General features: G+C 42.5%; 24 protein-coding genes and 2 tRNA genes. 6 read left to right on the top strand and 20 right to left on the bottom strand.

Annotated elements, in window-relative coordinates:
• Positions 1-18: 18 nt before the first annotated feature.
• The 4 genes from KF820_07475 to parE all read right to left on the bottom strand — a co-directional run bounded on the left by KF820_07475 (position 19) and on the right by parE (position 5,644).
• Positions 19-720 carry an RNA methyltransferase gene (locus tag KF820_07475; protein MBX3458177.1) on the bottom strand — a complete coding sequence of 234 codons (702 nt, stop codon included), beginning with the start codon at positions 718-720 and terminating at the stop codon, positions 19-21.
• A gap of 1 nt (position 721) precedes the next feature.
• Positions 722-2,074 (bottom strand): cysteine--tRNA ligase, encoded by a 1,353-nt coding sequence (gene cysS / locus KF820_07470; GenBank protein ID MBX3458176.1) that lies wholly within the window; start codon positions 2,072-2,074, stop codon positions 722-724.
• Between the two features lie 111 nt (positions 2,075-2,185).
• Complete coding sequence (locus tag KF820_07465) at positions 2,186-3,538, bottom strand: glutamate--tRNA ligase (GenBank protein MBX3458175.1); 1,353 nt, start codon at positions 3,536-3,538, stop codon at positions 2,186-2,188.
• Between the two features lie 135 nt (positions 3,539-3,673).
• Positions 3,674-5,644: a DNA topoisomerase IV subunit B gene (gene parE / locus KF820_07460; GenBank protein MBX3458174.1), complete on the bottom strand. Its 1,971-nt coding sequence runs from the start codon at positions 5,642-5,644 to the stop codon at positions 3,674-3,676.
• Positions 5,645-5,860: 216 nt separating this feature from the next.
• Here parE and KF820_07455 point away from each other — a divergent pair, with 216 nt between their 5' ends.
• Complete coding sequence (locus tag KF820_07455) at positions 5,861-7,375, top strand: hypothetical protein (GenBank protein ID MBX3458173.1); 1,515 nt, start codon at positions 5,861-5,863, stop codon at positions 7,373-7,375.
• 11 nt (positions 7,376-7,386) lie between these two features.
• Here the strand turns inward: KF820_07455 and KF820_07450 are convergent, their stop codons facing one another.
• The 5 genes from KF820_07450 to KF820_07430 all read right to left on the bottom strand — a co-directional run bounded on the left by KF820_07450 (position 7,387) and on the right by KF820_07430 (position 10,230).
• On the bottom strand, positions 7,387-7,686 hold the full coding sequence (locus KF820_07450) for an ETC complex I subunit (protein ID MBX3458172.1): 300 nt from the start codon (positions 7,684-7,686) through the stop codon (positions 7,387-7,389).
• A 42-nt stretch (positions 7,687-7,728) separates the two neighbouring features.
• Positions 7,729-7,805 (bottom strand) — tRNA-Pro (locus KF820_07445).
• A gap of 63 nt (positions 7,806-7,868) precedes the next feature.
• Positions 7,869-8,486: a thymidine kinase gene (locus KF820_07440; protein MBX3458171.1), complete on the bottom strand. Its 618-nt coding sequence runs from the start codon at positions 8,484-8,486 to the stop codon at positions 7,869-7,871.
• Between the two features lie 18 nt (positions 8,487-8,504).
• Complete coding sequence (locus KF820_07435; protein MBX3458170.1) at positions 8,505-9,095, bottom strand: TlpA family protein disulfide reductase; 591 nt, start codon at positions 9,093-9,095, stop codon at positions 8,505-8,507.
• Positions 9,079-10,230, bottom strand: a complete 1,152-nt coding sequence (locus KF820_07430) for a bifunctional folylpolyglutamate synthase/dihydrofolate synthase (GenBank protein MBX3458169.1) — start codon at positions 10,228-10,230, stop codon at positions 9,079-9,081. Before KF820_07430 ends, KF820_07435 begins: the two co-directional genes overlap by 17 nt.
• A 108-nt stretch (positions 10,231-10,338) precedes the next feature.
• Here KF820_07430 and KF820_07425 point away from each other — a divergent pair, with 108 nt between their 5' ends.
• Complete coding sequence (locus KF820_07425; GenBank protein MBX3458168.1) at positions 10,339-11,646, top strand: AAA family ATPase; 1,308 nt, start codon at positions 10,339-10,341, stop codon at positions 11,644-11,646.
• A gap of 45 nt (positions 11,647-11,691) precedes the next feature.
• The gene (locus tag KF820_07420) at positions 11,692-12,867 is read left to right on the top strand and encodes an NAD(P)/FAD-dependent oxidoreductase (GenBank protein ID MBX3458167.1); all 1,176 of its coding nucleotides are present in this window, start codon (positions 11,692-11,694) and stop codon (positions 12,865-12,867) included.
• A gap of 16 nt (positions 12,868-12,883) precedes the next feature.
• Here the strand turns inward: KF820_07420 and KF820_07415 are convergent, their stop codons facing one another.
• On the bottom strand, positions 12,884-13,885 hold the full coding sequence (locus KF820_07415; GenBank protein ID MBX3458166.1) for a polyprenyl synthetase family protein: 1,002 nt from the start codon (positions 13,883-13,885) through the stop codon (positions 12,884-12,886).
• Positions 13,886-13,957: 72 nt separating this feature from the next.
• On the opposite strand from KF820_07415, the gene KF820_07410 reads away from it, so the two are divergent.
• Positions 13,958-14,716: a methyltransferase gene (locus KF820_07410; protein MBX3458165.1), complete on the top strand. Its 759-nt coding sequence runs from the start codon at positions 13,958-13,960 to the stop codon at positions 14,714-14,716.
• Between the two features lie 30 nt (positions 14,717-14,746).
• Here KF820_07410 and KF820_07405 read toward each other — a convergent pair whose 3' ends face one another.
• The 7 genes from KF820_07405 to KF820_07375 form a co-directional block, all read right to left on the bottom strand.
• Entirely contained in the window at positions 14,747-15,331 is a 585-nt protein-coding gene (locus tag KF820_07405; protein MBX3458164.1) for a TIGR00730 family Rossman fold protein, read from the bottom strand.
• 95 nt (positions 15,332-15,426) lie between these two features.
• A complete protein-coding gene (locus KF820_07400) occupies positions 15,427-17,157 on the bottom strand; it encodes a penicillin-binding protein 2 (protein MBX3458163.1) in 1,731 nt (576 codons plus the stop codon).
• 5 nt (positions 17,158-17,162) lie between these two features.
• A complete protein-coding gene (locus KF820_07395) occupies positions 17,163-17,588 on the bottom strand; it encodes a hypothetical protein (GenBank protein ID MBX3458162.1) in 426 nt (141 codons plus the stop codon).
• Positions 17,581-18,519, bottom strand: coding sequence for a 16S rRNA (cytosine(1402)-N(4))-methyltransferase RsmH (gene rsmH / locus KF820_07390; protein MBX3458161.1), 939 nt, complete (start codon positions 18,517-18,519; stop codon positions 17,581-17,583). Before rsmH ends, KF820_07395 begins: the two co-directional genes overlap by 8 nt.
• The gene (locus KF820_07385; GenBank protein MBX3458160.1) at positions 18,516-18,950 is read right to left on the bottom strand and encodes a division/cell wall cluster transcriptional repressor MraZ; all 435 of its coding nucleotides are present in this window, start codon (positions 18,948-18,950) and stop codon (positions 18,516-18,518) included. Before KF820_07385 ends, rsmH begins: the two co-directional genes overlap by 4 nt.
• A 358-nt stretch (positions 18,951-19,308) precedes the next feature.
• On the bottom strand, positions 19,309-19,752 hold the full coding sequence (locus KF820_07380; protein MBX3458159.1) for a DUF2147 domain-containing protein: 444 nt from the start codon (positions 19,750-19,752) through the stop codon (positions 19,309-19,311).
• Between the two features lie 54 nt (positions 19,753-19,806).
• Complete coding sequence (locus KF820_07375; GenBank protein MBX3458158.1) at positions 19,807-21,132, bottom strand: outer membrane protein transport protein; 1,326 nt, start codon at positions 21,130-21,132, stop codon at positions 19,807-19,809.
• A 205-nt stretch (positions 21,133-21,337) separates the two neighbouring features.
• Here KF820_07375 and KF820_07370 point away from each other — a divergent pair.
• Positions 21,338-21,413: transfer RNA gene (locus KF820_07370), tRNA-Asn, on the top strand.
• Between the two features lie 20 nt (positions 21,414-21,433).
• Positions 21,434-21,769, top strand: a complete 336-nt coding sequence (locus KF820_07365) for a hypothetical protein (protein ID MBX3458157.1) — start codon at positions 21,434-21,436, stop codon at positions 21,767-21,769.
• A 181-nt stretch (positions 21,770-21,950) separates the two neighbouring features.
• Here KF820_07365 and KF820_07360 read toward each other — a convergent pair whose 3' ends face one another.
• From KF820_07360 to era, 3 genes are all read right to left on the bottom strand, one after another.
• Complete coding sequence (locus KF820_07360) at positions 21,951-22,244, bottom strand: hypothetical protein (GenBank protein MBX3458156.1); 294 nt, start codon at positions 22,242-22,244, stop codon at positions 21,951-21,953.
• A gap of 73 nt (positions 22,245-22,317) precedes the next feature.
• Positions 22,318-23,028 (bottom strand): DNA repair protein RecO, encoded by a 711-nt coding sequence (gene recO / locus KF820_07355; GenBank protein MBX3458155.1) that lies wholly within the window; start codon positions 23,026-23,028, stop codon positions 22,318-22,320.
• The gene (gene era / locus KF820_07350; protein MBX3458154.1) at positions 23,025-23,909 is read right to left on the bottom strand and encodes a GTPase Era; all 885 of its coding nucleotides are present in this window, start codon (positions 23,907-23,909) and stop codon (positions 23,025-23,027) included. The genes recO and era overlap by 4 nt, the downstream gene beginning before the upstream one ends.
• Positions 23,910-23,984: the final 75 nt, after the last annotated feature.

Raw genomic sequence — 23,984 nt, 5'->3', positions numbered from 1 at the left:
TAAACAGAAGGTTCATGCTTATCTTCCTCGCAACCGATCAATCATACCCCATAAAGACCGAATATCTTGTTCGGTTACCTGTAACCGTGTAAAGATATTCTCAAGGTTTTGTTTCATCAAGGCCTTTTTTGAAGGAACGCGCCAATAGTCGACAGCATCCAATTCTTCTTCTAAATAAGTCAAAAAAGCTTGAAGTTGTCCTTGGGGCGCTGGACATGTCTCACCTGTATTGAATATAACATCTGATTGTCTTGGATATTGGCTAAGCTCGTAAGCAATAATCACCATCGCTTGTGCTAAATTCATAGATGAGAACTCTGGATTCACAGGGATCTGAATCACCCCATGACACCGTGCCAAAATTTCATTCGACAACCCGGTTCTCTCAGGTCCGAACAACACACCTACATTACCGGAGTGTGTTTGAATGCGCTGGCTCGCTTGGCGAATTGGTAGATATTCTTTGATTAAATGACGCTGAGTCGCACAGGTTCCATAAAGCCAATTCAGATCAGCCACCGCATCGTCTAAGCTTTCAAAGACCGTGGCTGACTCTAAAATGGAATCAGCCCCCACAGACATAGCGATTGCCGTTGGATCGAGACGATCACAGTGAGGTGCCACAACACGCAGCTCGGCAAAGCCAAAATTAGCCATCGCCCGAGCTGTTGCCCCAAGGTTTTCTGGCAATTGCGGTTCATGGAGGATAAAGGTAATCACTTTAGCCTCGGCGCCACGTGGTACCCTTTGCAGAATCTTCAAGAATAATCCCGCGTGCGGTAAGCTCATCCCGAATACGATCAGATTCAGCGAAATTCTTAGCCAAACGGGCAGCCTTACGTTGAGCAATTAAATCCTCAATTTCTGCAGCATCGTCAATATTACCTTGAAACCAAACCTCAGGATCTTGTTGCAAAATTCCCAATAGATAAGCAGATGCTTTGAGCGTTGATGCAAGTTGCGTTTTTTCTTCAAGGAATTCAGATTTATTAATCAAGCTTGCTAATTCATGCAAGCGCGCTAAAGCAATCGGCACATTCAAATCATCCTGTAAGGCTTCAATAACCTGAGAGTCAACATTAGCACTCATAAGCGCCACACCTCTTAAGGCACCATACAGTCGATCTAAACTTGACTGGCACTGCCGAATCAGATCTTTTGATAGATCAAGCGGTTGACGATAATGAGCACTCATGAGCATATAACGCAACGCCTCACCTGTGAATTCCTGACGCAACTCACGAACCGTATAGAAATTGCCTAAGGATTTGGACATTTTCTCGCCATTAACGGTCAAATGACCGTTGTGCATCCAGTATCGCGCAAAATATTCTGTCCTATTGGCACAGCAACTTTGGGCCAACTCATTTTCATGATGAGGAAAAGACAAATCAATGCCACCGCCGTGAATATCAAAGGTTTTCCCGAGATATTTCTCACTCATGGCAGAACATTCAATGTGCCACCCTGGGCGCCCCCTGCCCCACGGACTATCCCAACCCGGGGTTTCATCATCAGATGGTTTCCACAAAACAAAATCTCCGGCATCCCGTTTATAGGGTGCTACTTCGACTCGAGCCCCGGCTAACAACTCATCCTGATTACGACGGGATAACTTACCATAGTCAGCAAAAGTTTTAACAGCAAACAAAACATGTCCTTCGGCAGCGTAGGCATGGCCATGCTCGATCAATTGCTCAATCATCGCAATCATCTCGGGGATATGCTCGGTTGCACGCGGGGTTACATCCGGTTCATAAGCACCTAATGCAGCCATGTCTTCATTATAAGCCCGTGTTGTTCGTTCTGTAATGACGCGAATCGGCTCTCCTGATGCCTTAGAAGCAGCGTTAATCTTATCATCCACATCCGTAATGTTGCGCACATACGTAACCTTGGGATACACCCTGCGCAAAACCCGTGCTAAAATATCAAAAACAACAACGGGACGAGCATTCCCAATATGCGCGTAATCATAGACTGTCGGCCCACAAACATACATACCGATATGGTCGAGGTTTTGTGGTGTGAACGTTTCTTTTTGACGTGTTAGTGTATTGTATATTTTTAGCATTTTAAAATTCCTTTTTGTGTGCAATAGCCGCTCTATGATTAGGAATATGTTTTTTAATATCCCTTACCGGCTCTTCGAGCGCCCTCTCCTACAAGAGGAGAGGTGAACAGTCTACTCACCCAATCTTTTTCGAACTAAGTCCTCACCTAACAACGGTAAAATTTCCTTCATTTCTGGTCCATGATCAAACCCGGTGAGCGCTTGTCGCAATGGCATAAAGAGTTCACGCCCCTTGCGGCCTGTTTTAGCCTTAATCGCACCCGTCCAGTTAGACCAAGTTTCAATTGTCCATGGTTCAGATGGTAATAGCGTCAAGGCAATCGCTAAATAGTCTTTGTCATCCGCACTGTTTGAAATATCTCCAAAAAACACTTGTTGCCATTGTGTTAGCTCGTCCAATGTTGAGATATTCCCTTTGATCAAATTCCAAATCTGTTCCGAAATTCCCTCAGCCTTCAAATCTTTTAATTTATGCTGAAGTGCAGCGTACGGCCAAACTTGGTAAATCTTACGATTTAAATTTTCCAGATCAGACATATCAAAACGCGGTGGCGTACGGCTAAACGTTGAAAGGTCAAATCCGGCCGCCAATTCATCCAAACTGTACTTGGCTTCAACAGGTTGCGACGTCCCCAATCGGGCAAGCAAACAATTAATGGACATAGGCTCAATGCCCATATCACGAAGACTACGTAAACTCAATGAACCAAGACGCTTGGACAAGGGACTGCCATCCACATCCATCAACAATGTTGTATGACCAAAATGGATTGTCTTTGAATCTCGACCTAACGCTTCAAACAACTGAATTTGAACAGCCGTATTGGTCACATGGTCTTCCCCGCGCAAGATATGTGTAATATTGGTATCTACGTCATCAACAACGGAGGTCAACGTATATAAATAAGCTCCGTCGGCTCGAACTAAAACGGGGTCGCTAAGGTTTGCTCCGTGGAATGATGTTTCCCCGCGGATTAAGTCTGCCCATTTAATGTCTTCGGGCAATAGCTTAAATCGCCAATGGGGTCGACGTCCTTCAGCCTCATAAGCAGCAATTTCATCTGCCGTTAGTTTCAATGCACCACGATCATAAATAGGTGGCTCGCCTCGTCCCATTTGACGTTTGCGTTTAAAATCTAATTCCTCGGGCGTTTCATAACAGGGATAAAGACGCCCTGAATCAATCAGTTGCTGCTTGATCTCATCATATCGTACAAACCGTTCTGACTGTTTAAAGAAACTATCATGGGTTACCCCCAACCACGCCAGATCTTGCTTGATTGCCTCAGCAAATTCATCCTTTGACCGCTCAAGGTCTGTGTCATCTTGGCGCAACAGAAAATGCGCATCCTGTCCTTGCAATTGATGGGATCGAACAAATAACCAATTAATTAAGGCTGCACGGGCATTTCCGATATGAAGAAGTCCTGTCGGACTAGGAGCAAAACGAACTTTTATTGTCATTTTATAGTGTACTATATGGGGTTAATCTTACCCTTAATGTACATGGATTTACCCCCGACTTGCAAGGGATGAGATTATTTACACAAACAACACAACCCCCACAAAACATTAACTGCAGTTTAGTTTTACAAGGTTTTATAAATCAACATCGTCAATCAACGCAGCATTTTCATAGATGAAGTTATAGCGGGCTTCTGGGTTTTTACCCATCAAGCGATCCACAAAATCCTCAAGATTCTCTTCTGGCAAGACGATGACCCGTTGCAGGGTACGCTTCTCCGGGTTCATAGTTGTATCGCGCAACTGTGCCGGCAACATTTCACCCAACCCCTTAAAGCGACCAACTTCTACTTTTGTCGCATTCTTAAATTGAGTCTTTATAACCTTATCTTTTTCTGCATCATTCTGGGCATAAAATGTCTTCCCACCATGGGTAATTCTGTACAAAGGCGGTTGCGCTAAATATACATTGCCATTATCGATAATGGCACGCATTTCACGGAAGAAGAATGTTAATAACAAGGACGCAATATGTGCCCCATCAACGTCCGCGTCAGTCATGATCACAACTTTAGCATAACGAAGCTTATCCGGATCACAGTCCCGACCAAAACCACAGCCCAAAGCAAGAATTAGATCAGAAATTTCCTGATTTGCTCGCATTTTATCAATCGTTGCTGAGGCCACGTTCAAGATCTTACCACGCAACGGCAAAACTGCCTGCGTGTTACGATTACGGGCTTGCTTAGCAGATCCACCGGCCGAGTCCCCCTCAACCAAAAAGATTTCACAAATATCCGCATCATTTGAGGTACAATCCGCCAATTTTCCCGGCAAACGCAAGCGCTTTGTCGCACTGGCACGCGCAACCTCTTTTGCTTGACGGCGACGCAAACGTTCGTCTACACGCGTTAATATATGCTCCAACAAAGCATTGGCATGTTGCGGAAAACTACCCAACCAATGATCAAAACGATCTTTTACAGCTGTATCGACCAGTCGAGTCGCCTCAACAGAAACAAGTTTTTCTTTTGTTTGCCCTTGGAATTGGGGTTGCGGGATAAAGCAGGATAGGACAATAGCGGCAGATCCACACACATCATCTGCTGTAATCTGGCTGACACGACGATTTCCGACACGATCAGCATATTCTTTGATCGAACGTGTTATTGCTTGACGAAATCCTGATTCATGTGTTCCACCCAGCGGTGTTGGAACCGTATTACAAAAAGTGGACGCCCAACCATCTTCACCCGGGGCCGTCAACCATGTAATCGCCCATTCAACCTTACCGGCACCACTTGCAAAAGCACCTTCACCTGAGAAAATATCTTCAGCCAATCTTTCTTGCCCTTCAAGAGCAGACTGCAAATAATCCTCAAGCCCCTTTGGATAATGAATCTTAGCAGATTGCGGAACGGGAGAATCGTCGGACAGTAAAGATGGATCGCACCACCAGTTAATTTCAACGCCCTTGAACAAATAAGCTTTTGACTTAGCCAAATCATAAAGCGTCTTAGCCTTAAATTGAATGTCACCAAAAATCTCAGGGTCCGGATGAAAGCGGACATTTGTTCCACGCCAGTTGGTCATCCCTTCATCCGCCGTTAAGGCTGATGTTGGCTTACCCTGAGAAAAAGTTTGTCGCCAAGCTTGACGCGACCGCGCTACTTGAACTTCTACATAATCAGACAAAGCGTTCACAACAGAAATACCGACACCATGTAAACCGCCCGATGTTTCGTAAACATTACTATTGAACTTACCACCCGAATGGAGTGTCGTAAAAATAACTTCAAGAGCAGATAATTCTGGGAATTTAGGATGAGGATCTGTCGGAATTCCCCGCCCGTTGTCTTTGATTGAGACGATATTGTTTACTTCAAGACAAATCTCAATCCGGTTTGCATGACCAGCCACAGCTTCGTCCATAGAGTTATCAAGAACTTCAGCAACCAAATGGTGCATAGCCTTTTCATCCGTCCCACCAATATACATACCAGGTCGCTTACGGACAGGCTCGAGCCCTTCCAGGACTTCGATATCCTTAGCAGTATATTCAGATTTTACGGCGACAGCTGTCGCACCACGAAACAAATCAGACATTTAGAGATCACACTTGAACAAATTGTATATAATAGAAATAGTCAGAAACCCTGATATTACAAGCTTTCATTACTATATTAAACACCCCGACAGCTTGACGCAAGTCTCGTGATTAATTCTCAACCTAAAGGGAAGAAAAAGATCGTTCTGATTAATATTTTTTTTACACCTCTCATCTATAATTATTGCTGTCAGATCAGCAAAAGGAAACAAAACATGTCGACAATATTCTTGGTAATGCTTTTTGTGACCACACTTTCATTTACAATAACTCCCACAAATTCCGTCTCAGCGGATAACAGTGCAACACCACCAGAAACCCTAACGCTGTCATCTGAAGTCCAAGCAACAAAACTAGCGTCTTCACCAAGATTATTAACACCAGAGATCGGGCTGATCAACTTCGGCTACGACGTCCCTAACACAAGGGATTACTTATTATCGAATGAGATTTTTCATGTTCTATTCAAAAGTGGCGTCATGAAAGAACTACCTGCATCAAACAAAAGTACACCTCCCGATTTTGGCAGCGATACAATTTCAACGCCTTTCGGAGAAATTATAATCAGTAGAGGCGGTTTTTTTTCACGGCAGATTTACGATGTAAAAATTAGCCCGCTTTACGCTGTTGATCCAAACAATACACGTTTCATTATCAAATTAATTGGGTGGGGCAATATTAAAGATAGCGATAAAATAAAAAGCAGAGATCAACCAACCCCTATAAAAGAAATTCAAGATCTCAATCTTACCAGACAAGAACTAGGAGCAACTTTTAAGAAATTAGATCGTGAAAACCCATTTTTTCCGAAAATAGCACTACACAATACAACATTTTATTATTTTGACACAACAGGCCGTAAAAACTACCTAACAGTACTTCCCATTGCACACGGGATATCTGCAAAAAAACTAACAGAGAACCTGACACTATCATCGACAAAACTTGATGACATTATGACCAAAATTGGCCGTGCCTTGGGTGAGTTTCATTATAACCTTGCCTCAGAGGAGCAAAAAAACAATCTATCATCAACATCGTTGTTTAATAACTTCAAAACAATCACTCACGGTGACTTTCACCTAGGCAACGTTCTGATCGACATGGATACGATAAGTTTTATCGACAATGCCTCAATTGCTGAAAGCTTAAGAGATCCGCAATCACCTTTTATTGACATTATAAGACTTTACTCAATCTTCTTGTATCTAAACAATCCAAACAAATCCACACAAATCTTTAGCACAATAAAACATAGCTTCCTCTCTTTTATTCAAGGTTATATCGAAGCTTATCCAACGAATGAGCGTGAGTTAATCAGAAAATCAATTCTAAACATGCTTGAAAAACTTGATCATCTGGTCAAAGAAAATGCGCTAAGGATAATTAACAACCAAAGTGTCTTAGGCTTGTCATTGCCTGCAGATTACGATCAATATGGCTACAAAAGAGCGTTCACAAACATCTTATCTCGGTTTAGAAAACTTTTTGAATCCACATTTAATCAGAACCTAATCCTAAAGAACCTTGAAGTTGATTTTTACAAACCAATATCCCGCCCGAACACGCCATTATTCGGAAAGGATTGGACAACACTCCAAGAAACAACTGATGACGCATATATAATCCGATTACCAGAGCCAGGTAGCACATACTACGAAAATGAAGAAGAAGCCAAACCAAGGGACAGCACGACAAAAGCAACAACATCTAGGAATGTATATTATTAAGTGCCGAGGGTTTAACCTCTTGGGCGATCGTGGCGAAAGTTATCAGCATAAGATTTTTTTTGAATCTTACGAGCGTGGGGCTGCTCTATAATCGGTGTTAGGCCAATACTTTTGGCAAAAGTCAAAGCCGCCTCTAACGTCTTAAACTCAACAGAGACTTGATGCTCCGTGGATAGGCTTCCCGTCCACCCCATGATCGGATCATAGTATTTTGCATCACAATTATTATATTCCAAAACCCAGAATCCTGTTTTTGCTGAGCCTTGTTGCATTGCTGTTTTTGGTGGAGAATAAATTCGTGCGTATGACATGTGACCCTCATTACCCTACCTGGGTCATACTATAAGAACAAATGGTCGGGAAGAGAGGATTTGAACCTCCGACATCCTGCTCCCAAAGCAGGCGCGCTACCAGGCTGCGCTACTTCCCGACGGATTTGATAAACAATATATGCCACATTTGGCATCCACTGTGCAAGACTTATTTCATGTTTTTAAGCAACCCGCATTCCAATAACACAATGGCTTTCCGGTTGAACCTGCCCCTTATGAAAATGTTCTCGACATAAAGAGATATAGCGTTCATTACCGGCAATCTCAACTTGTTCACCCTCGGTGATAAATTCGCCATTGGCATTCATTCGGGCATTCATCGTTGCTTTACGTCCACAATGACAAATTGTTTTAATTTCGATTAACTCATCAGCCAGGGCTAATAAATAATAACTCCCGGGAAAAAGTTCCCCTTGAAAGTCGGATCGAATACCATAAGTCAAAACAGGGAGTTTTAAATGATCAACAACATCACAAAGTTGGCGAACCTGATCTTTACTCAAAAACTGAGCCTCATCCACCAAGATACACTTAAGATTAGGCGTAACCTTCTTCTTAGACTCAATAAACTCAAAAAAATTAAAGTCATTTTTATAAACAAAAGCATCCGAAGACAACCCGATCCGTGACGCAATTTTCCCGTGGCCAAACCGATCATCAATATCGGCGGTAAAAAGCAGGGTATTCATACCCCGCTCACGATAGTTATAACTGGATTGCAAAAGCGTTGTTGTCTTCCCTGCATTCATCGCAGAGTAATAAAAATATAATTTAGCCACAATCCCCCCTCAATAGACCTAAGCACCCTTAGTTAAATACCCCTGAATAATTGTACCTGATTGACCAGACCAATCAATAGCACCCACAACGCGACCTGCCTCAGTTTGATCAGCACCGGCAAAAACCGTGGTGGGAAGTGCTTTAACTCCCTGCTCCTTCAAAACAGTACCTTTCTTATCAAGATAAACATCAATATTTTTAATTCCATTCTTATCACAGTAAGCCTTTACCTCTCGGCCACCGGAATGGTCACTCGCGATAATAACAAAACGGATATGATCGGAATTCTGTTCAGCAAATTTTGCAAGAGCAGGCATTTCTTCAACACAAGCCCCACACCATGTTGCCCAATAGTGAATAACCATTGGTTTATCAGAAAGTTCAGCAAACGTCACAGTGGAAGTTGTACCATCAACAAGGCTCAGCTTTTCAAAAGAAGCCGTTGGCAAAATAACTTTATCTGTTGTTGGAATGAAATCAAATGTTGCAACAGCCGGCTGTGGCTGAGACAACTCAACTTTAGGTTTATTTGCCGCCAACCAAATTACAGCAATTAACAATGGTGACAAAATGACACCAGCCCAAAAAGATTTATTTGTTGCAACCATCTGAATACTCCCATGTTTTAAGAATCTCGCCCACCATATATAGGGATCCCATGAATAAGATTCTAGTGTTATTGTACGCATCTTCTTTAAAATGTAAAAGTGCTTGTTCACAGGTAAACGACTTTTCTACAAAATCAGGCTTCGGGTGAAAACGATCCCCTTGCTGCATATTGATATGAATAACCTCATCCGCCAAATTTAGAGCTGGGCTCACGATATCATGCGATCTATTAGATAGCTGAGCCATACATAAAACTAAACACACACCAGAAGCTCTCCATTTAAGTAACTCCTGTACCAACACACGCACACCCTCTTCATTATGGGCCCCGTCTACCCAAATATCAGGTTTCTTCGATAACTGCTGCAGACGACCTCGCCAATGTGCATTTCGCAAATGAGCGGTGTAATCTTTATCACCCAACAGAATCTGAGCAACACAAACTGCTGTTGCTGCATTATCATATTGATGATCCCCTACGAGTCCCAAAGTTGTTTTGTTAATTGTAGGCGCATCGATCAAAAGACAGTCCAAATGGTCAGCAATTTCTATAACCACATCACGCACTTCTGGATAGAATTGTTTAGCAAGAACGACAGGTTTGCCATTTTTAATAATTCCGGCTTTCTCGCGGGTTATTTGTGCAACAGTATTGCCGAGATAATCTTGATGATCCAAAGATATAGATGTAATCACACAAACAATGGGATTGACAACATTGGTTGCATCCAAACGTCCGCCAAGACCAACCTCCATCACCACATAATCAGCCGGCATTCTTGAAAAAGCTAAAAATGCAACGCAAGTCAGGTGTTCAAAATAGCTTAGATCAGGGGCTACTGACTTGACTTCATGAGAAAATTCATCCAATAAATCATCAGTAATTTGTTGCCCTGCAATCACAATTCGCTCATTAACCCGAACTAAATGAGGCGACGTGTAAACATGGACTCGTTTCCCCTCCCCCTCTAAAATCGCTCTAAGAAAAGCAATTGTTGACCCCTTCCCGTTGGTACCAGCAACATGAATAACCGGAGGCATCGACAAATGAGGGTCACCAAGTCGGTTAAGAGCTTGAGTCACTCGACCCAGAGTTAGGTCTATAGTATCAGGAATTTGTGTTTTAGAGATCATACTCCAAATTACTGTTATTACTTTGTTAATTCAAAATAAAAAATTTTATTTAAATTATATTTTATTTATCCTAAATATGTAGGCCATCAAAAGCAGTTTATTTCCCCCATGAAAAAAATCTTTATCCCTATCACTCTAACGGCAACTTTATCATCCATAGTTCTAGCCAATGAGCCCCCTTTAAATGAGGATGATATTAATTATTATCGACATCCCATGGGTGATATGACCGATGATTCTGGCTACACACCGGAAGATGACGAAGATTACCGGTTGCCACCGCCAATAGATCCCCCATATACAACGCGCAGTAAAAAGCGGAGAGCAGAACAACCACCTGAAGAAGATATAGCTCCACCCGTAAAACGTGCTAAAATTGAGATTGACGGCATCCCCTTCCCTGAAGCTATTTATAGGGAACTGACTCAATATACAATTGGTCAAGACGATGCTATGCGATCATTGAGTATTTTTATCCATACCCATCTTATCAATACAAAGATTAATGACAGCAAGGACCACCTCGAAACACCACCATCACGGCCCATGGAGAAATCCAACATTCTCATGTTAGGACCAACAGGGTGTGGCAAGACATCAACGCTAGAAGTCTTAGCACGCTATCTTGGCACTCCACTGGTGATTGGTAATGCAACAGAATGGACATCACAAGGCTATATCGGCCGAAAATGGCAAGACATTTTTGAAGATCTTTGGTCAAGCGCCCAAACTCATATCAGCAAAGATAACGAACTCCACAGCCAAAAGGAAATACAAGAAACCGCAGAAAAATCAATTGTTTTTATTGATGAGATTGATAAACTTTGCCCCGGACTAGAAGGTAAGGATCTCGATGTCATCAGCCGCGTTCAAGAAGAATTACTCCCTGTCATCCAAGGAACAAGAGTGAAGCTAAAAAATGGGGTTGAACTTGATACATCTGGCATCTTATTCCTTGCAGGCGGTGCCTTTTCTGGATTAACAACGGACAAAAAAGCACAAAATAAAATCACAACATACGATCTCCACATGTACGGCATGTCCCCCGAACTCGCAGGTCGCTTAACAAATATCGTTCAATTTTCCCCTCTAGAGAAAAAGCATTTGGTCGATATTATCACAAAATCTAAACATTCGTTTATGAGTCAGTTCATCTTTAAGTTTAAAGTAGCGTATGGTATTGATTTGAGTTTTAGTGAGGGCGCAATTCATCATATTGCGGACATGGCATCACAGCAATTAACAGGGGCTCGTGCCATAAATATTATGATCAACAGAATCATGGAAGACATTCTGTTTAACCTTGCAGACTATATAGATAAACCGTTAGTTATCACCAAACAAATGGCAGAGCATTCCCTTAAAAGTTTCATTCCTCCTAAAAAAGAGGGGCCTCCTCTCAGTATGTATAGCTAAAATAATCTAACCCTATAAGACTGAATATATGATATATTCGGTCTTATGACTCATTTTGATTGCATTATTATCGGAGCAGGGGCAGCAGGCCTCATGGCCGCACTGACAGCTGGTCAGCGTGGAAAACGCGTCCTGTTGTTAGAACACACCCAAAAAATTGGTGAAAAAATCCGGATCTCCGGTGGGGGACGTTGTAACTTTACAAACCTCGGCGCAACCCCGAGTAATTACATCTGCCCCAACCCCCACTTTGTTAAATCAGCCCTAGCCAATTATTCTCAGCATGATTTTATCGCTATGGTCAATCGCCACAAAATCGCTTTTCATGAGAAAACCCTTGGACAGCTGTTCTGTGATGACTCCTCGAAACAGATTATTTCAATGCTGTTAGACGAGTGTACAACAGGAAATGTCATCATTAAGAAAAACTGCCAAGTCAGCGACATTCAAAAACCAGATATATTTTCAGTCTTAACAAGCCAAGGGGAGTTTAGCGCAGATTCAGTGATAATCGCAACAGGCGGATTATCAATCCCGCAAATTGGCGCAAGTGATTTTGCCTATCGGATCGCTAAAAAATTTGGGATTCCCGTAAGAGCAACACGCCCTGCTCTTGTGCCCTTGACTGTAAGCGGATCCACATTAACTGACTTTAAAAACCTAAGCGGGGTTTCTAACGATTCGATTACAGTTTTTGGAAAAACACGTTTCCGTGAGAATATCCTTTTTACCCACCGCGGATTAAGCGGTCCGGCAATTTTACAGATATCATCTTTTCTTCCCGATTTTAACCATCAGACAATCCAGATTAATTTACTCCCCAAGATTGATCTAAAAGAATATTTTACACGAGATAATGACTCAAAAAAAATCCTTGCGAATTATATGCGTCAATTCCTAAGTGATCGCCTCGTTGATTTTTTGGCAACCACCCCAACATGGCAGCGCACACTCACTGAAATTAAAAAAGCAGATCTCTTTGGGATTGCTCATTATATCCATAATTTTGCTGTGACGGTAACCGGATCTGAAGGCTATCAAAAAGCAGAAGTCACCGTTGGGGGGATTGATACTGATCATATTTCATCCAAAACGATGATGTGTAAGAATGTTCCCGGGCTCTTTTTTATCGGCGAGGCCGTTGATGTCACAGGTTGGCTTGGTGGCTATAACTTTCAATGGGCCTGGTCATCAGGAAGTGCTGCAGGGCGTAGTGTTTAAGCAATATTCCGTGCCATTACTTATATCGATTCAAACATTCATCTAATAATCCAACAAGAACATCTTGGTTGGTACCAACAAATCCAATTTCTTGCTTTACCTTCACAATAAGAGTCTCAGCCAATTGGCGCGCTCTCTCAAATCCGTGGTTACGATCAATCATTGCTCGAACAGCCTCGAAGTCACCCGCACACTGGTCGAACTCCACAAATGTGCGATGAATAAGGTCTCGATCTTCTTGAGGCGCATCCTGATAGGCAAAAACTAACGGCAATGTAATTTTACCTTCTCGGAAATCATCCCCGGGGATTTTTCCTCGGGATGGATCTTCTGAACAATAATCCAAAATATCATCTGCAATCTGGAAGATAAGTCCCAAATTATAACCATACGTATACATTGATTGCGCTTGATCGACAGATGCCCCTGCAACTAACGCACCAGCCTGACAAGCAGCACCGAACAAAGCAGAAGTCTTTGCCCCCATGATTTCAAGGCAGGATTCAACAGTTAAATCCAAGGAATGTGATTCTACCAATTGTCGCACCTCACCCGCCGTTATAATAGCGGATGCCTGAGACAAAATATCTAAAACACGAAGATCACCAGTCTTAACCATTAACTCAAAAGCACGAGCAAATAAATAGTCCCCAACAAGAATGGCTGCTGTATTACCCCAAATCTTATGAGCAGAGTCTTTCCCGCGACGCAGCCCTGACTCGTCGATCACATCATCGTGGAGCAATGTCGCCGTATGAATAAATTCCACAGCAGCAGCAAGAGCAACTGTTGATGAAGAAACATCCCCATAAATAAGCGAAGATAAAATCACTAATGATGGGCGCAATCGTTTGCCACCTGAATAAATAATATGTTTAGCAGCCTGCTCTATAAGCGGAACATCACTTTTCAGATATCCGTCAATTAACTGATCAACCTGACCCATTCCGCCAGCAACAAGCAATTGCAACTGATCATTTATACTTGGGTTATTTTCCTGTAGTGCTTGGTGAGTCATTGATGGTATAGTAATTTGAGAGAAGTTCTGTATATAGTTTTAACCCCTCTGATCGTGAATACAAAGCATAAAATGCAAACAAATCCAAATAATTCTTTTGATACGACAGATGACGCTCTTTTAGGGGGACGTCTTACCATCCGTCAACCAGCTCAAGGTTACCGTGTTGCTATTGACCCTATTTTTCTAGCAGCTAGCATCCCCGTTCAGGGGGAAGAGACTATTCTTGATATAGGAACAGGGGTAGGCGCTGCAGCACTCTGCCTTGCCAACCGTGCACCGGAAGCAAAAATCATTGGCCTTGAAATTCAGCGATCAAATGTACGCTTAGCCTCAGATAATATTTTAATGAATAATATGCGTGGTCGCGTCGAGGTTTTGTGGGGAGATTTACTACAACCACCACCACGTTTAGCCGCGGGAACATTTGCTCATGTTATGGCGAACCCGCCCTATCTTGAAGATCATAAAGCCAATATCAGCGCCAGCCCCCACAAACAAACATCCCACACCGAGGGACACGTCTCACTTGAGCAGTGGGCTCGTTTTGCTTTGCTAATGGCGCGCCCCAAAGGGACGATCACCTTTATTCATCGCGCAGACAGAATTCACGAAATATTATCCTACTTTCATGGGAAAATGGGCGATATTGTAATTTTCCCATTATGGCCTGGCCCAGGAAAACCTGCAAAACGTGTTATCATCCGCGGTCGCAAATCAACCCACGGTGCAACAACCCTATCACAGGGATTAATGTTGCATCTCCCTGACGGTCGATATACAGATGCCGCTGAAAATATCCTAAGGAACGGTGTAGGACTAACGTTTTAAGTGTAAAAACAAGCCCCACACAAATCTTTCCTAAACGTGTTGACCCGCGAAACCAAGTTCTGGCTCAGGCACATCTACAAGCATATCAATTGCTTCATCTACTGAAGACACAAAAGAAGCAAATGTTGCGTGCGCCGGGGTTGCAAATTTTTCCTCAATGACATTGTGAATTAAAGATTTTAAGGGTTCCCAATAGCCATTCGTATTAATAATAAAGATGGGTTTATCGTGCATTTGCAATTGACGCCAGGTTAGAATCTCAAACAATTCGTCAAGTGTACCAAAGCCACCCGGTAAAATAATGAATGCGTCGGCTAATTCAGACATCTTTCGTTTACGCGTGTGCATAGAGTCAACAACTTCAAGGTGTGATAAGCCAGGATGCGCCCCTTCAGCTTCTCTTAAGATTGTCGGGATGTAACCTGTCACATGGGCGCCATTCGCTAAGGCATTGTCAGCAACCACCCCCATCAACCCAAGGCGGCCTCCGCCATAGACGACATTAAAACCTGATTTTGCAAGCATCTCCCCTGTTCGGGCAGCAACATCCCGATAGACAGCATCAACCCGAGTTGACGCACCACAATAAACACAAACGCTTTTTATTCCTGACATCTTATTTCCTTTTACGCAAGGGACAACATATTAAGTATAGTATGATTAATAAATGTCAACAATATGTTAAATTTTAAGAATATATAAGGAAAAATCTATTCCTCGGTCTCTTCTACTGTTTCAGTAATAGGCGAGATATTAATATGACCTATTCCGTCATCATCCGTCGGTTGGACCCCCATTAGTGCGGCAAGTCGAGCAATAATTTTTCCACCCGTCGGAGCTGCGTTCCATCCAGCAGTAGCATATCCGTATGTATTTTTTGTCGGTTTCGGACTATCTAAGAAAACAACGAGAACATACTGGGGGTTATCTTTGGGAAAAGCCCCGACAAATGACGTTATACGATCCGTATTATAACCGCGCCGACCTTGGTTTTTATGGGCCGTCCCTGTTTTACCGATAACTTCGTATCCCTTAACATTCGCTTTTTTTGCGGTACCATCCGTAATCACCAGACGCATCAAATCACGAATAGCCAAAGCTGTAGCATCGGAGACAATGCGATGCTCTTCTCGACCAACCAAAGCCTCATCATCGCCCCGTTTTAATATTGTTGCAGGGTATTTACGAAACCCCTTGATAACACCACGGACAGCATCAATCATCATCAAGGGGCTGATAGCGATTCCATAACCATACGCAAGGGTCATGGTTGTGACATCTGACCAATGATGGGGCGTCATCGGCGCCCCCACTTCGGGCAACTCAATCTTAGGGGTTCGCAGCAATCCAAATCTGTCAAAATATTGACGCTGAACCCTGGAACCAAAATCCAAAGCCATTTTGGCAGACCCTATATTAGATGAATAAACGAAAACTTCCTGGACTTCTAAGGGGCGATTCTTCCCCTTAAAGTCGGTAATTGACTTTGATCCAACCTTGATCGGGGCTGACGCATCATAAATCGTGGTAAGTTTAGCCTTACCACTATCCAAGGCAATAGCTGTATTAAAAATTTTGAATGTTGAGCCACATTCATAGATCCCGAGTGTATTACGATTAAAGGTTGCTTCAACTGAATTTTGATTTGGCAAGTTGGGATCAAAATCAGGCAATGACACCATTGCCAAAATTTCACCCTCTGTGGTCATTACAATTGAATTAGCCCCAACGCATGAAAATTCTTCAATCGCAGCGTGCAATTCCTCACGGACTAAATGCTGAATTCTCATGTCTAAGGATAGTTGAAGTGGCTCTCCGGCAGCTTTTCTTAACCGGGTATCAAAATATTGTTCAACGCCACCAAGGCCATTGTTATCAATCCCGCAATAACCCAGAACATGAGATACCAAATTACCGTGGGGGTAAACACGTCGCTCATCTCGCTGCAAATAGACCCCCGGAATGCCCAGATTATTAATCTCATTCTGTAATTTTGGTGGGATATGACGAACAATCCAAATAAATCCGCGTTCTGATTTCAATCGTCTCAAAAGAAATTCATAACTCAATTCGGGAATAACCTTATGAAGCTTAAGCGCAGCTTCTTCAGGATTAATAATGACTTTTGGATTGGCATAGACCGACCCCGTCACCAAGTGCGTCGCCAAAATCTCACCATTACGATCTAAAATATCAGCTCGTTTTGATAAAAGCTGATCAACACTCGTAATTACACGATCCGCTTCTGCATGATTGGCCTTAAAGATCATAACATCAACCAACCGAATACCAACCACAATGAAAGCAAGAAGAAAGAGCCCACTCATCGCTAACGTTCGATTTCTTGCGGACTCTAAAATTCTTTGGTCATGAATTTGTTTTTGCCAAGAATTAATGTGATATGTTAAAAACTCGACAGGTCGATGAAAAAAACTTTTCATAACAGTTATTTGCGCCCTTTCTTCACAGGACGATAATTAATTTCCTTAATAGCCTCGTCAAGCATCATATCTAACTCTGAGTCAGGAGCTTTTACTTCTGGCAACACTTGTTTTTCAGGTTTTGCCTTCAAGGAAATATCATGATACATTGAGGACTTATTATGATTAACCCGACGCTTTAAAGATACAAGCTGCTTAGGTGTCACTGTATCAACACCTAAATGCTTACGGGCCATATTCTGCAAAGCCGCAGGACTTGTCAAATGGGCCCACTCAGCCTTTAAGACTGAGACAGATTCTTCACTAACTCGAATCTCACGGTTAATTTGCTTGTATTGCCCTTCAAGATTCATCACTTCATATTTTAGCTGAAATAAACCAAAACCGATCAAAGCAGCAACAACACAGACAAAAAGGGTACTTTTACGCATAATCCCCCTCCCACAATACAGACGGCAACCGCACAGCTGCACGCAATCGTGATGACCTTGATCGAGAATTTGTCGATATTTCTTGATTTGACGGAGCAATGCCTTTTGCATGCAAATCAAAGAATGTTGGAGCCGGCAAGGGCTGTTCACCCGGCAATAATCTTGATTGTTTTGATTTACGAGCTGACCGTTGTCTTAAGAACGTTTTGACCAGACGGTCTTCAAGTGAATGAAAAGTCACAGCAACCAACCGCCCTTCGGGCTTTAAATGGGATTCCGCAAACTCAAGCCCCTGCTCTATTTCCTGCAACTCGTTATTTACCTTAATTCGCAAGGCTTGGAATGTTAATGTTGCAGGATGTTGCGCATCGGGACGACCGCCTAACCGTGCCTTTATAAGGTTTGCCAATTCTAATGTTGTCTCAATCGGCTTAAGTTTCCTAGCCTCAACAATCGCTTTTGCGATCTGACGTGACTTGCGCTCTTCCCCGTAGTTATAGATCAGGTTCGCTAGATCAACCTCGTCATAGGTGTTTACAATATCAGCAGCACTCTCACCTTGGCCAGACATGCGCATATCCAACGGCCCATCAAACCGGAATGAAAACCCCCGTTCCGGAGTGTCAATTTGAAAGGATGATACGCCAAAATCAAATACCACGCCATCGACCTTTTTTTGCCCCAAGATCCGAGGCAAATCAGAGAATACACCAGCATAAAAATCTAAACGGTCAGGATATTTCTTTTGTAAAGCAGTTGCCCGCAAAGCGGCATCCGGATCACGATCCAAAGCAATCACACAGCAATTAGCACGATCCAATATGGCCTTAGTGTAGCCACCACCACCAAATGTCGCATCCACGTACAGACCACCATCCCTAACAACCAAGGCATCCAACATCTCGTTTAATAACACAGGGATATGGCTCATACCGGACTCCGTTGCATTAACGATTGACGTTTCTGTTCATGGTCTTGATCAAACTCTGCCGGAGCCCAAATTTCAAAAGTTGGGCCACGACCAACAAAGGTGATTTGCTCTGGCGCACCGATATAGGCTAATAAATCTTCCGGGATTGAAATACGTCCTTCCGCATCAAAAGAAAGCATCCGCGCCTCAGCAAACATCATAGCATTGTAATCATGACCGGCATTCGGGATAAACTCTCCATTCTCCAACTGTTCACTCAGACGATTCAACCGATCTAAACCACATCCCTCTAAAACGGGGCGAGACAATGACCGAAACAAAACAATACCTTGAAAACTTTGTGCAGACAAAACGGTACGAAAGGGCGCCGGAATCGAAACTCGTCCTTTTTTATCTATTTTATTTGTGAATGATGATAGAAATAGCGCCACAACCCTCTCCTACTATTAATCTAGCATGGGGCTAAATGGGATACAATGGGAATTTATGGGAATTAACTGAAATTAATGGGGTGAATTGGCAGTAAGAAAATATTAACCAATCAATCCTCTATGGGGTTATTGCAATAAGAGCTAGAAAGGCTTAGCTCTAAATCATACACTTTCTACCCCACAAGAAATAACCAGCAAATAAACCCGCTATTTTTTACTAATCAGATATAACCGATTCTCTATAGTTGGGCTATAGATTTGGACTCTCGACAGTAACAACGCTTTAACAACAAAAAAAGAGCAACGAAAATCGCCACTCTTTTTAATTGCGCACGTATAACAAACATGAAGATCTAAGTTACTTAGAACACGTTGTATCACTCTCAGAACCAGGGATCTTAGCGTCCTTAGTTGCTCGATGCCACTCAGAAGTGCGACCAAATAACTCAATTCCAACAAAACCACGTAGGTGCAGCTGATTATCATTTGGCATTTCAATCGTGCCTGAATAAGTCTTCCCCTCTTTGGGATCACGAACCGTTCCCTCTGCCCAACGATTCTCACCATCCGGTTTAAAATTCTTAACAATCTCTAGGCCAATTGTGGGTTGATTCGTTTCCATATCAACTTTCGGCTTACCATCACGGCATTTTTCCTTAAGGTCAACAATAGTTCCAAACAAGGCATCACCCCGCTTAGTGATATGAACCTTGGCATCGTTATTGGCTGTAAACCAATACCCTTCCGGATTAAAGGCAAACACTGCACCTGTCATCAATATCATAGAAAAAAATGTTTTCATTGCATTCTCCGAATAAAAAACCCGGGTTTCCCCGGGCAAAAGCACCTAAGATTCTTAGAACTTGTAGTTGAATTGAACTGAGACCAAATCAACACTGTTACGAACATTACCAACAAGAGCACCCTTGTTAAAGGTTCCAGCATTAGCCGCAGTCTGTGCACCTGGTTGCAAATTAATCTTTCCTTTTTGGAAGAATTCATGGCCATAACTGATTGTTAAAGATGCGTCCTTAGATACATTATATGTTGCACCTGTCGCAATCCAATGTTTATTAGAATCAGGAATACTCGCAACTCGAGTCGCGGTACGAGATGGCGCCATATCATAAGCATAACCAAAACGGAACGATAGACTATCGTTCAAACGATAGTTCACACCTGCAGCAAAGAACCAAGAGTTTTTCCAATTAAGCGGAATAACATCTGTGCTTTGACCTGTTGACAAGTGGCTTCTTATTGAAATGTCTTTAACAGCATCCCAACGTGTATAAATCACATCAGCCAAAACTGTCCAAGCACAGTTAATGTCATAAGATGAGCTTAAGGTAAAGATATGCGGATAACGGACTTTAGCTTCAGCTTTAAAGGTAGAGACCGGATTTCCACCAACAACGGCCTCACCGTTACCATCGAGATTAGCAATCATCTTTGACTTATAAGAGAAACCCACTTTCCAAGCATTCGATAACTTTGCATAAAGCCCAGCTGTCCAGCCCATTGACCAATCACGACCACCAATATTGGTATAAGTTGATCCTGTTACTGTTGTTGGGATGTTCGTGTTTGTTAGAGAGTACTTACGCGCTAATTCTACTTTTGAATACTGCATTTGTAAACCAGCACCAAAAGCTAATGAATCGATAATTTTCAATGCAAAAGATGGTAGAATATTAATTGTCGTCATTTCTGCACGGGTAGAATGCGCTCGTGTTATTGCGTTATTACCATAGTTAAACTTCAAACCAAACGGTGCATGGACCATAACACCAACTTTAAGGCGATCATGGGCATTAGCAATCACACCAAAAGATGGAACCGCAACTTTTTTAGCAGCATTTCTTGTTGATCCCGTCTCATTTATCGCACCAGGAACTAAGGCGCCGTTAGGGGCAACAACACCTGTTGTTGAGTTACTTCCACGGAATTTTGTATTTCCAAACACACCGGTAAAATGGCCGGCAATTTGGTGAGTTGTTGCTTGAATCATTGCAGCAGGGTTGGCATAGATCGCTAAGGCATCATCAGAAACACCACTACCGGCATTTGCCATACCGGCTGCGTAACCACTTTGCAACTTAACACCATAACCACTGGCCAATGCTGAATTACCAGCAAAGATAGCAGCCATTGCAACTAAAATTTTTGAAGACTTTGAAATCATTATCTCTATTCCTAAAGAGTTATATCATACAACTCAATATTAGTTAAATTTTAGTCAATTTTAAATGATAGTTTTTCCTTATCCAATCTTATCCAAAGACCTGTCACATAAATGCGACACTTCAGGTTTCTATATTTTTTTTCGTATTTACTAAAAAAACACTTTGTTCTTTCCCTGAAGATATGATACATAATTATACATGTGATCCCCGATAGCTCAGTCGGTAGAGCAAGTGGCTGTTAACCACTGGGTCGGCGGTTCGAGTCCGTCTCGGGGAGCCACTATTTCTTGAAAGTTTTCGATGAAAATAAAAAATCTTTTAATACTCTTTAGCATGCTAAGAGTCGCATTTTCACATGAAGAATCGACGGAAAGACTACAACCCCTCCTCTCCCTGCAACAGTCAGCCGCTTCAGAAAATCACGACAAGTACACCCCGTCTAACTTCACCCAAACACAGTCACAGATTCTACAAGACCAATTGAAACTTGTTGCCATTGCAATACCGTCACTCACACTTGTTACAGCCACACTCTTGTATACACAGGATGCAGCAACAGCCTCTTGTGTTATTTACCCCCTATTTTTATATATAGCGATTCTTAGCGGAAAATTTGCCCTTGATACGATGATATAACTCGCGCTAAAACATGCTGATTGATCATGTAAAAACCAACAGCCACACATGAAGACAGCAAGAACATTCAAAAGTGATAAATTCCCTCAACTCTCTCATGATAATAGAGAAATGAAGAATGTCAAACGCAAAAAAGCAGACCCTGACCATAAGCCTGCTTTATCTTAGATCAAAATCTTAATTATTGACGCGGACGGTAAAGGCCAATAATTTCGCTAATCATGGTTTCGGTGATTACATCACGATGATGACGCGCTAAAAACCGACGAATCATGCGCAAATTGTAATCATACAGTTCACGCCCACCAACACTGGACATATCAAAACTTAGGAACTTGCGACGAAAATGAGGAGCAAGCTCCTTATCCATCTTATACTCACCGCAGTCATGGCAATGGACATCAATAAATTTTTCACCAACAACTTCATCATGATTATGAAGTTTAAAATTACAAATCGGACAAGGCTTGGTCATTTTTAACCCTTTACAAAGTAGAACTATCTACCATAACGATAACAACTATATATTAATGTTTTACTAAAATTTTCTACTTTTCAAGCATTAATACATGGGTTAATCGTGCCCGCGCATCAGATTCTACCCCGTCAAAAAAGTTTTTCGCAATAAAATACCCTGTCAAACGCAAGGCTTGCCTTATTTGTTCCAAGCTAGGAAGGCTATCATTTAACAAGAAACTCGGCAACGCAAAAAGACGATTCGCATAGGGTGCCCCGGCAGCTTGACTCACAGCACGCCCGGATTTTGGCGAAACATAAGCTAAATTATCACTCCCGCCTGTCGCGGCGCACCGCGATAAATCCAGGCCATACCCCAACTGATCCAATAACCTGAGCTCAAACCTTGCGTACAATTTAAGCCATCCGTCACCTTCTTGACAAATCATCTCGACCAAACTAAGAGTCAAGTCAAAAACTTCCGGATACAGGTGACGTTCAGCCAACAAACGATCCAGTGTCGAAAATAGAGAAAGCAGTGCCGTTAAGCGCAAAGAATCCGACATAACGCGCGCAACGGATGCTGAGATTAACTCAACTTGAAACGACCCCAGATGTTCAGGCAATCGAGCCGACCAACTTGCTTGAACATAATTCCCCGGTTGAATGACAGACCTATTTTTCTGGGTCAATCGGACTATCCCAGCATGACGCCCATAATCTCGAGTCAAAAGGCTCACAACCGCCGATGATTCACCGTGACGGCGCACACTTAAAATCAATCCCTCAGCCTGCCATTTCATGCGTTAAAATCGAGCCCTGCATTCCGATAGAATGCCGCTTTTTCTGACCAGTCTTCAGCAACTTTTACGTATAAATATAGATGAACTTTACGCCCCAATAAGCTTGCGAGCTCAGTTCTCGCGGCTTGGCTGATTTCCTTAATCTTACTACCACGTTTTCCTAGAATAATCGATTTCTGGCTATCTCGGTTCACATAAATAACTTGGTTGATTTTAACATCGCCGTTGTCAAATTCCTCCCAAGCCTCTGTTTCAATAAACGTTTCATAGGGCAGCTCTTGATGGAGTTGGTGATATAATTGCTCACGCGTAATTTCAGCCGCCCACAGACGTTGCGGCATATCCGTAATATCATCCTCAGGAAACATCCAAATTCCCTCGGGTGCCTGAGATACCAAATACCCCATCAAATCAGCAACACCATCTCCCGTCAAAGCCGAAATCATAAAGATCTCACTCACAATGTCAAAAGCGCTATATTGTTGCGCTATCTTAAGAAGTTTTGCTTTATCAACAGCATCCACTTTATTCAACGCTATAATAACCTTACGGCCATCGAGACCTTTTAAAATTTCCAAACTACGCGCCTGATTTTTTTGACTAGCATCCACAATCAAAATAATTTGATCAGCATCTTTACCAGCTTCCCAAGCCGAAGCGACCATAGCGCGATCGAGACGCTTTTTCGGCGCAAAAATCCCGGGCGTATCAATTAATACAAGCTGAGCCTCCCCAGAGATTGCAATCCCCAAAATCCGTTGACGCGTTGTTTGAACCTTAGGTGATACGATTGAAACTTTTTGTCCGACCAACTGATTAATTAATGTTGATTTACCCGCATTAGGTTCGCCCACCACAGCAATAAAACCGAATTTTTTCATGACTTATCCTATCGTTTTTTCAACACTATAGCACATTTAACAGCGTTTAACGATAAATTAACCAAGATCCCCTAT

The organism is Candidatus Paracaedibacteraceae bacterium, from assembly GCA_019636055.1.
In the GTDB taxonomy this organism is placed as follows: Bacteria; Pseudomonadota; Alphaproteobacteria; order Paracaedibacterales; family Paracaedibacteraceae; genus Paracaedibacter.
The sequence above is the reverse complement of the archived record's forward strand: the minus strand, read 5'-3'. Positions and strand labels throughout refer to the sequence as shown.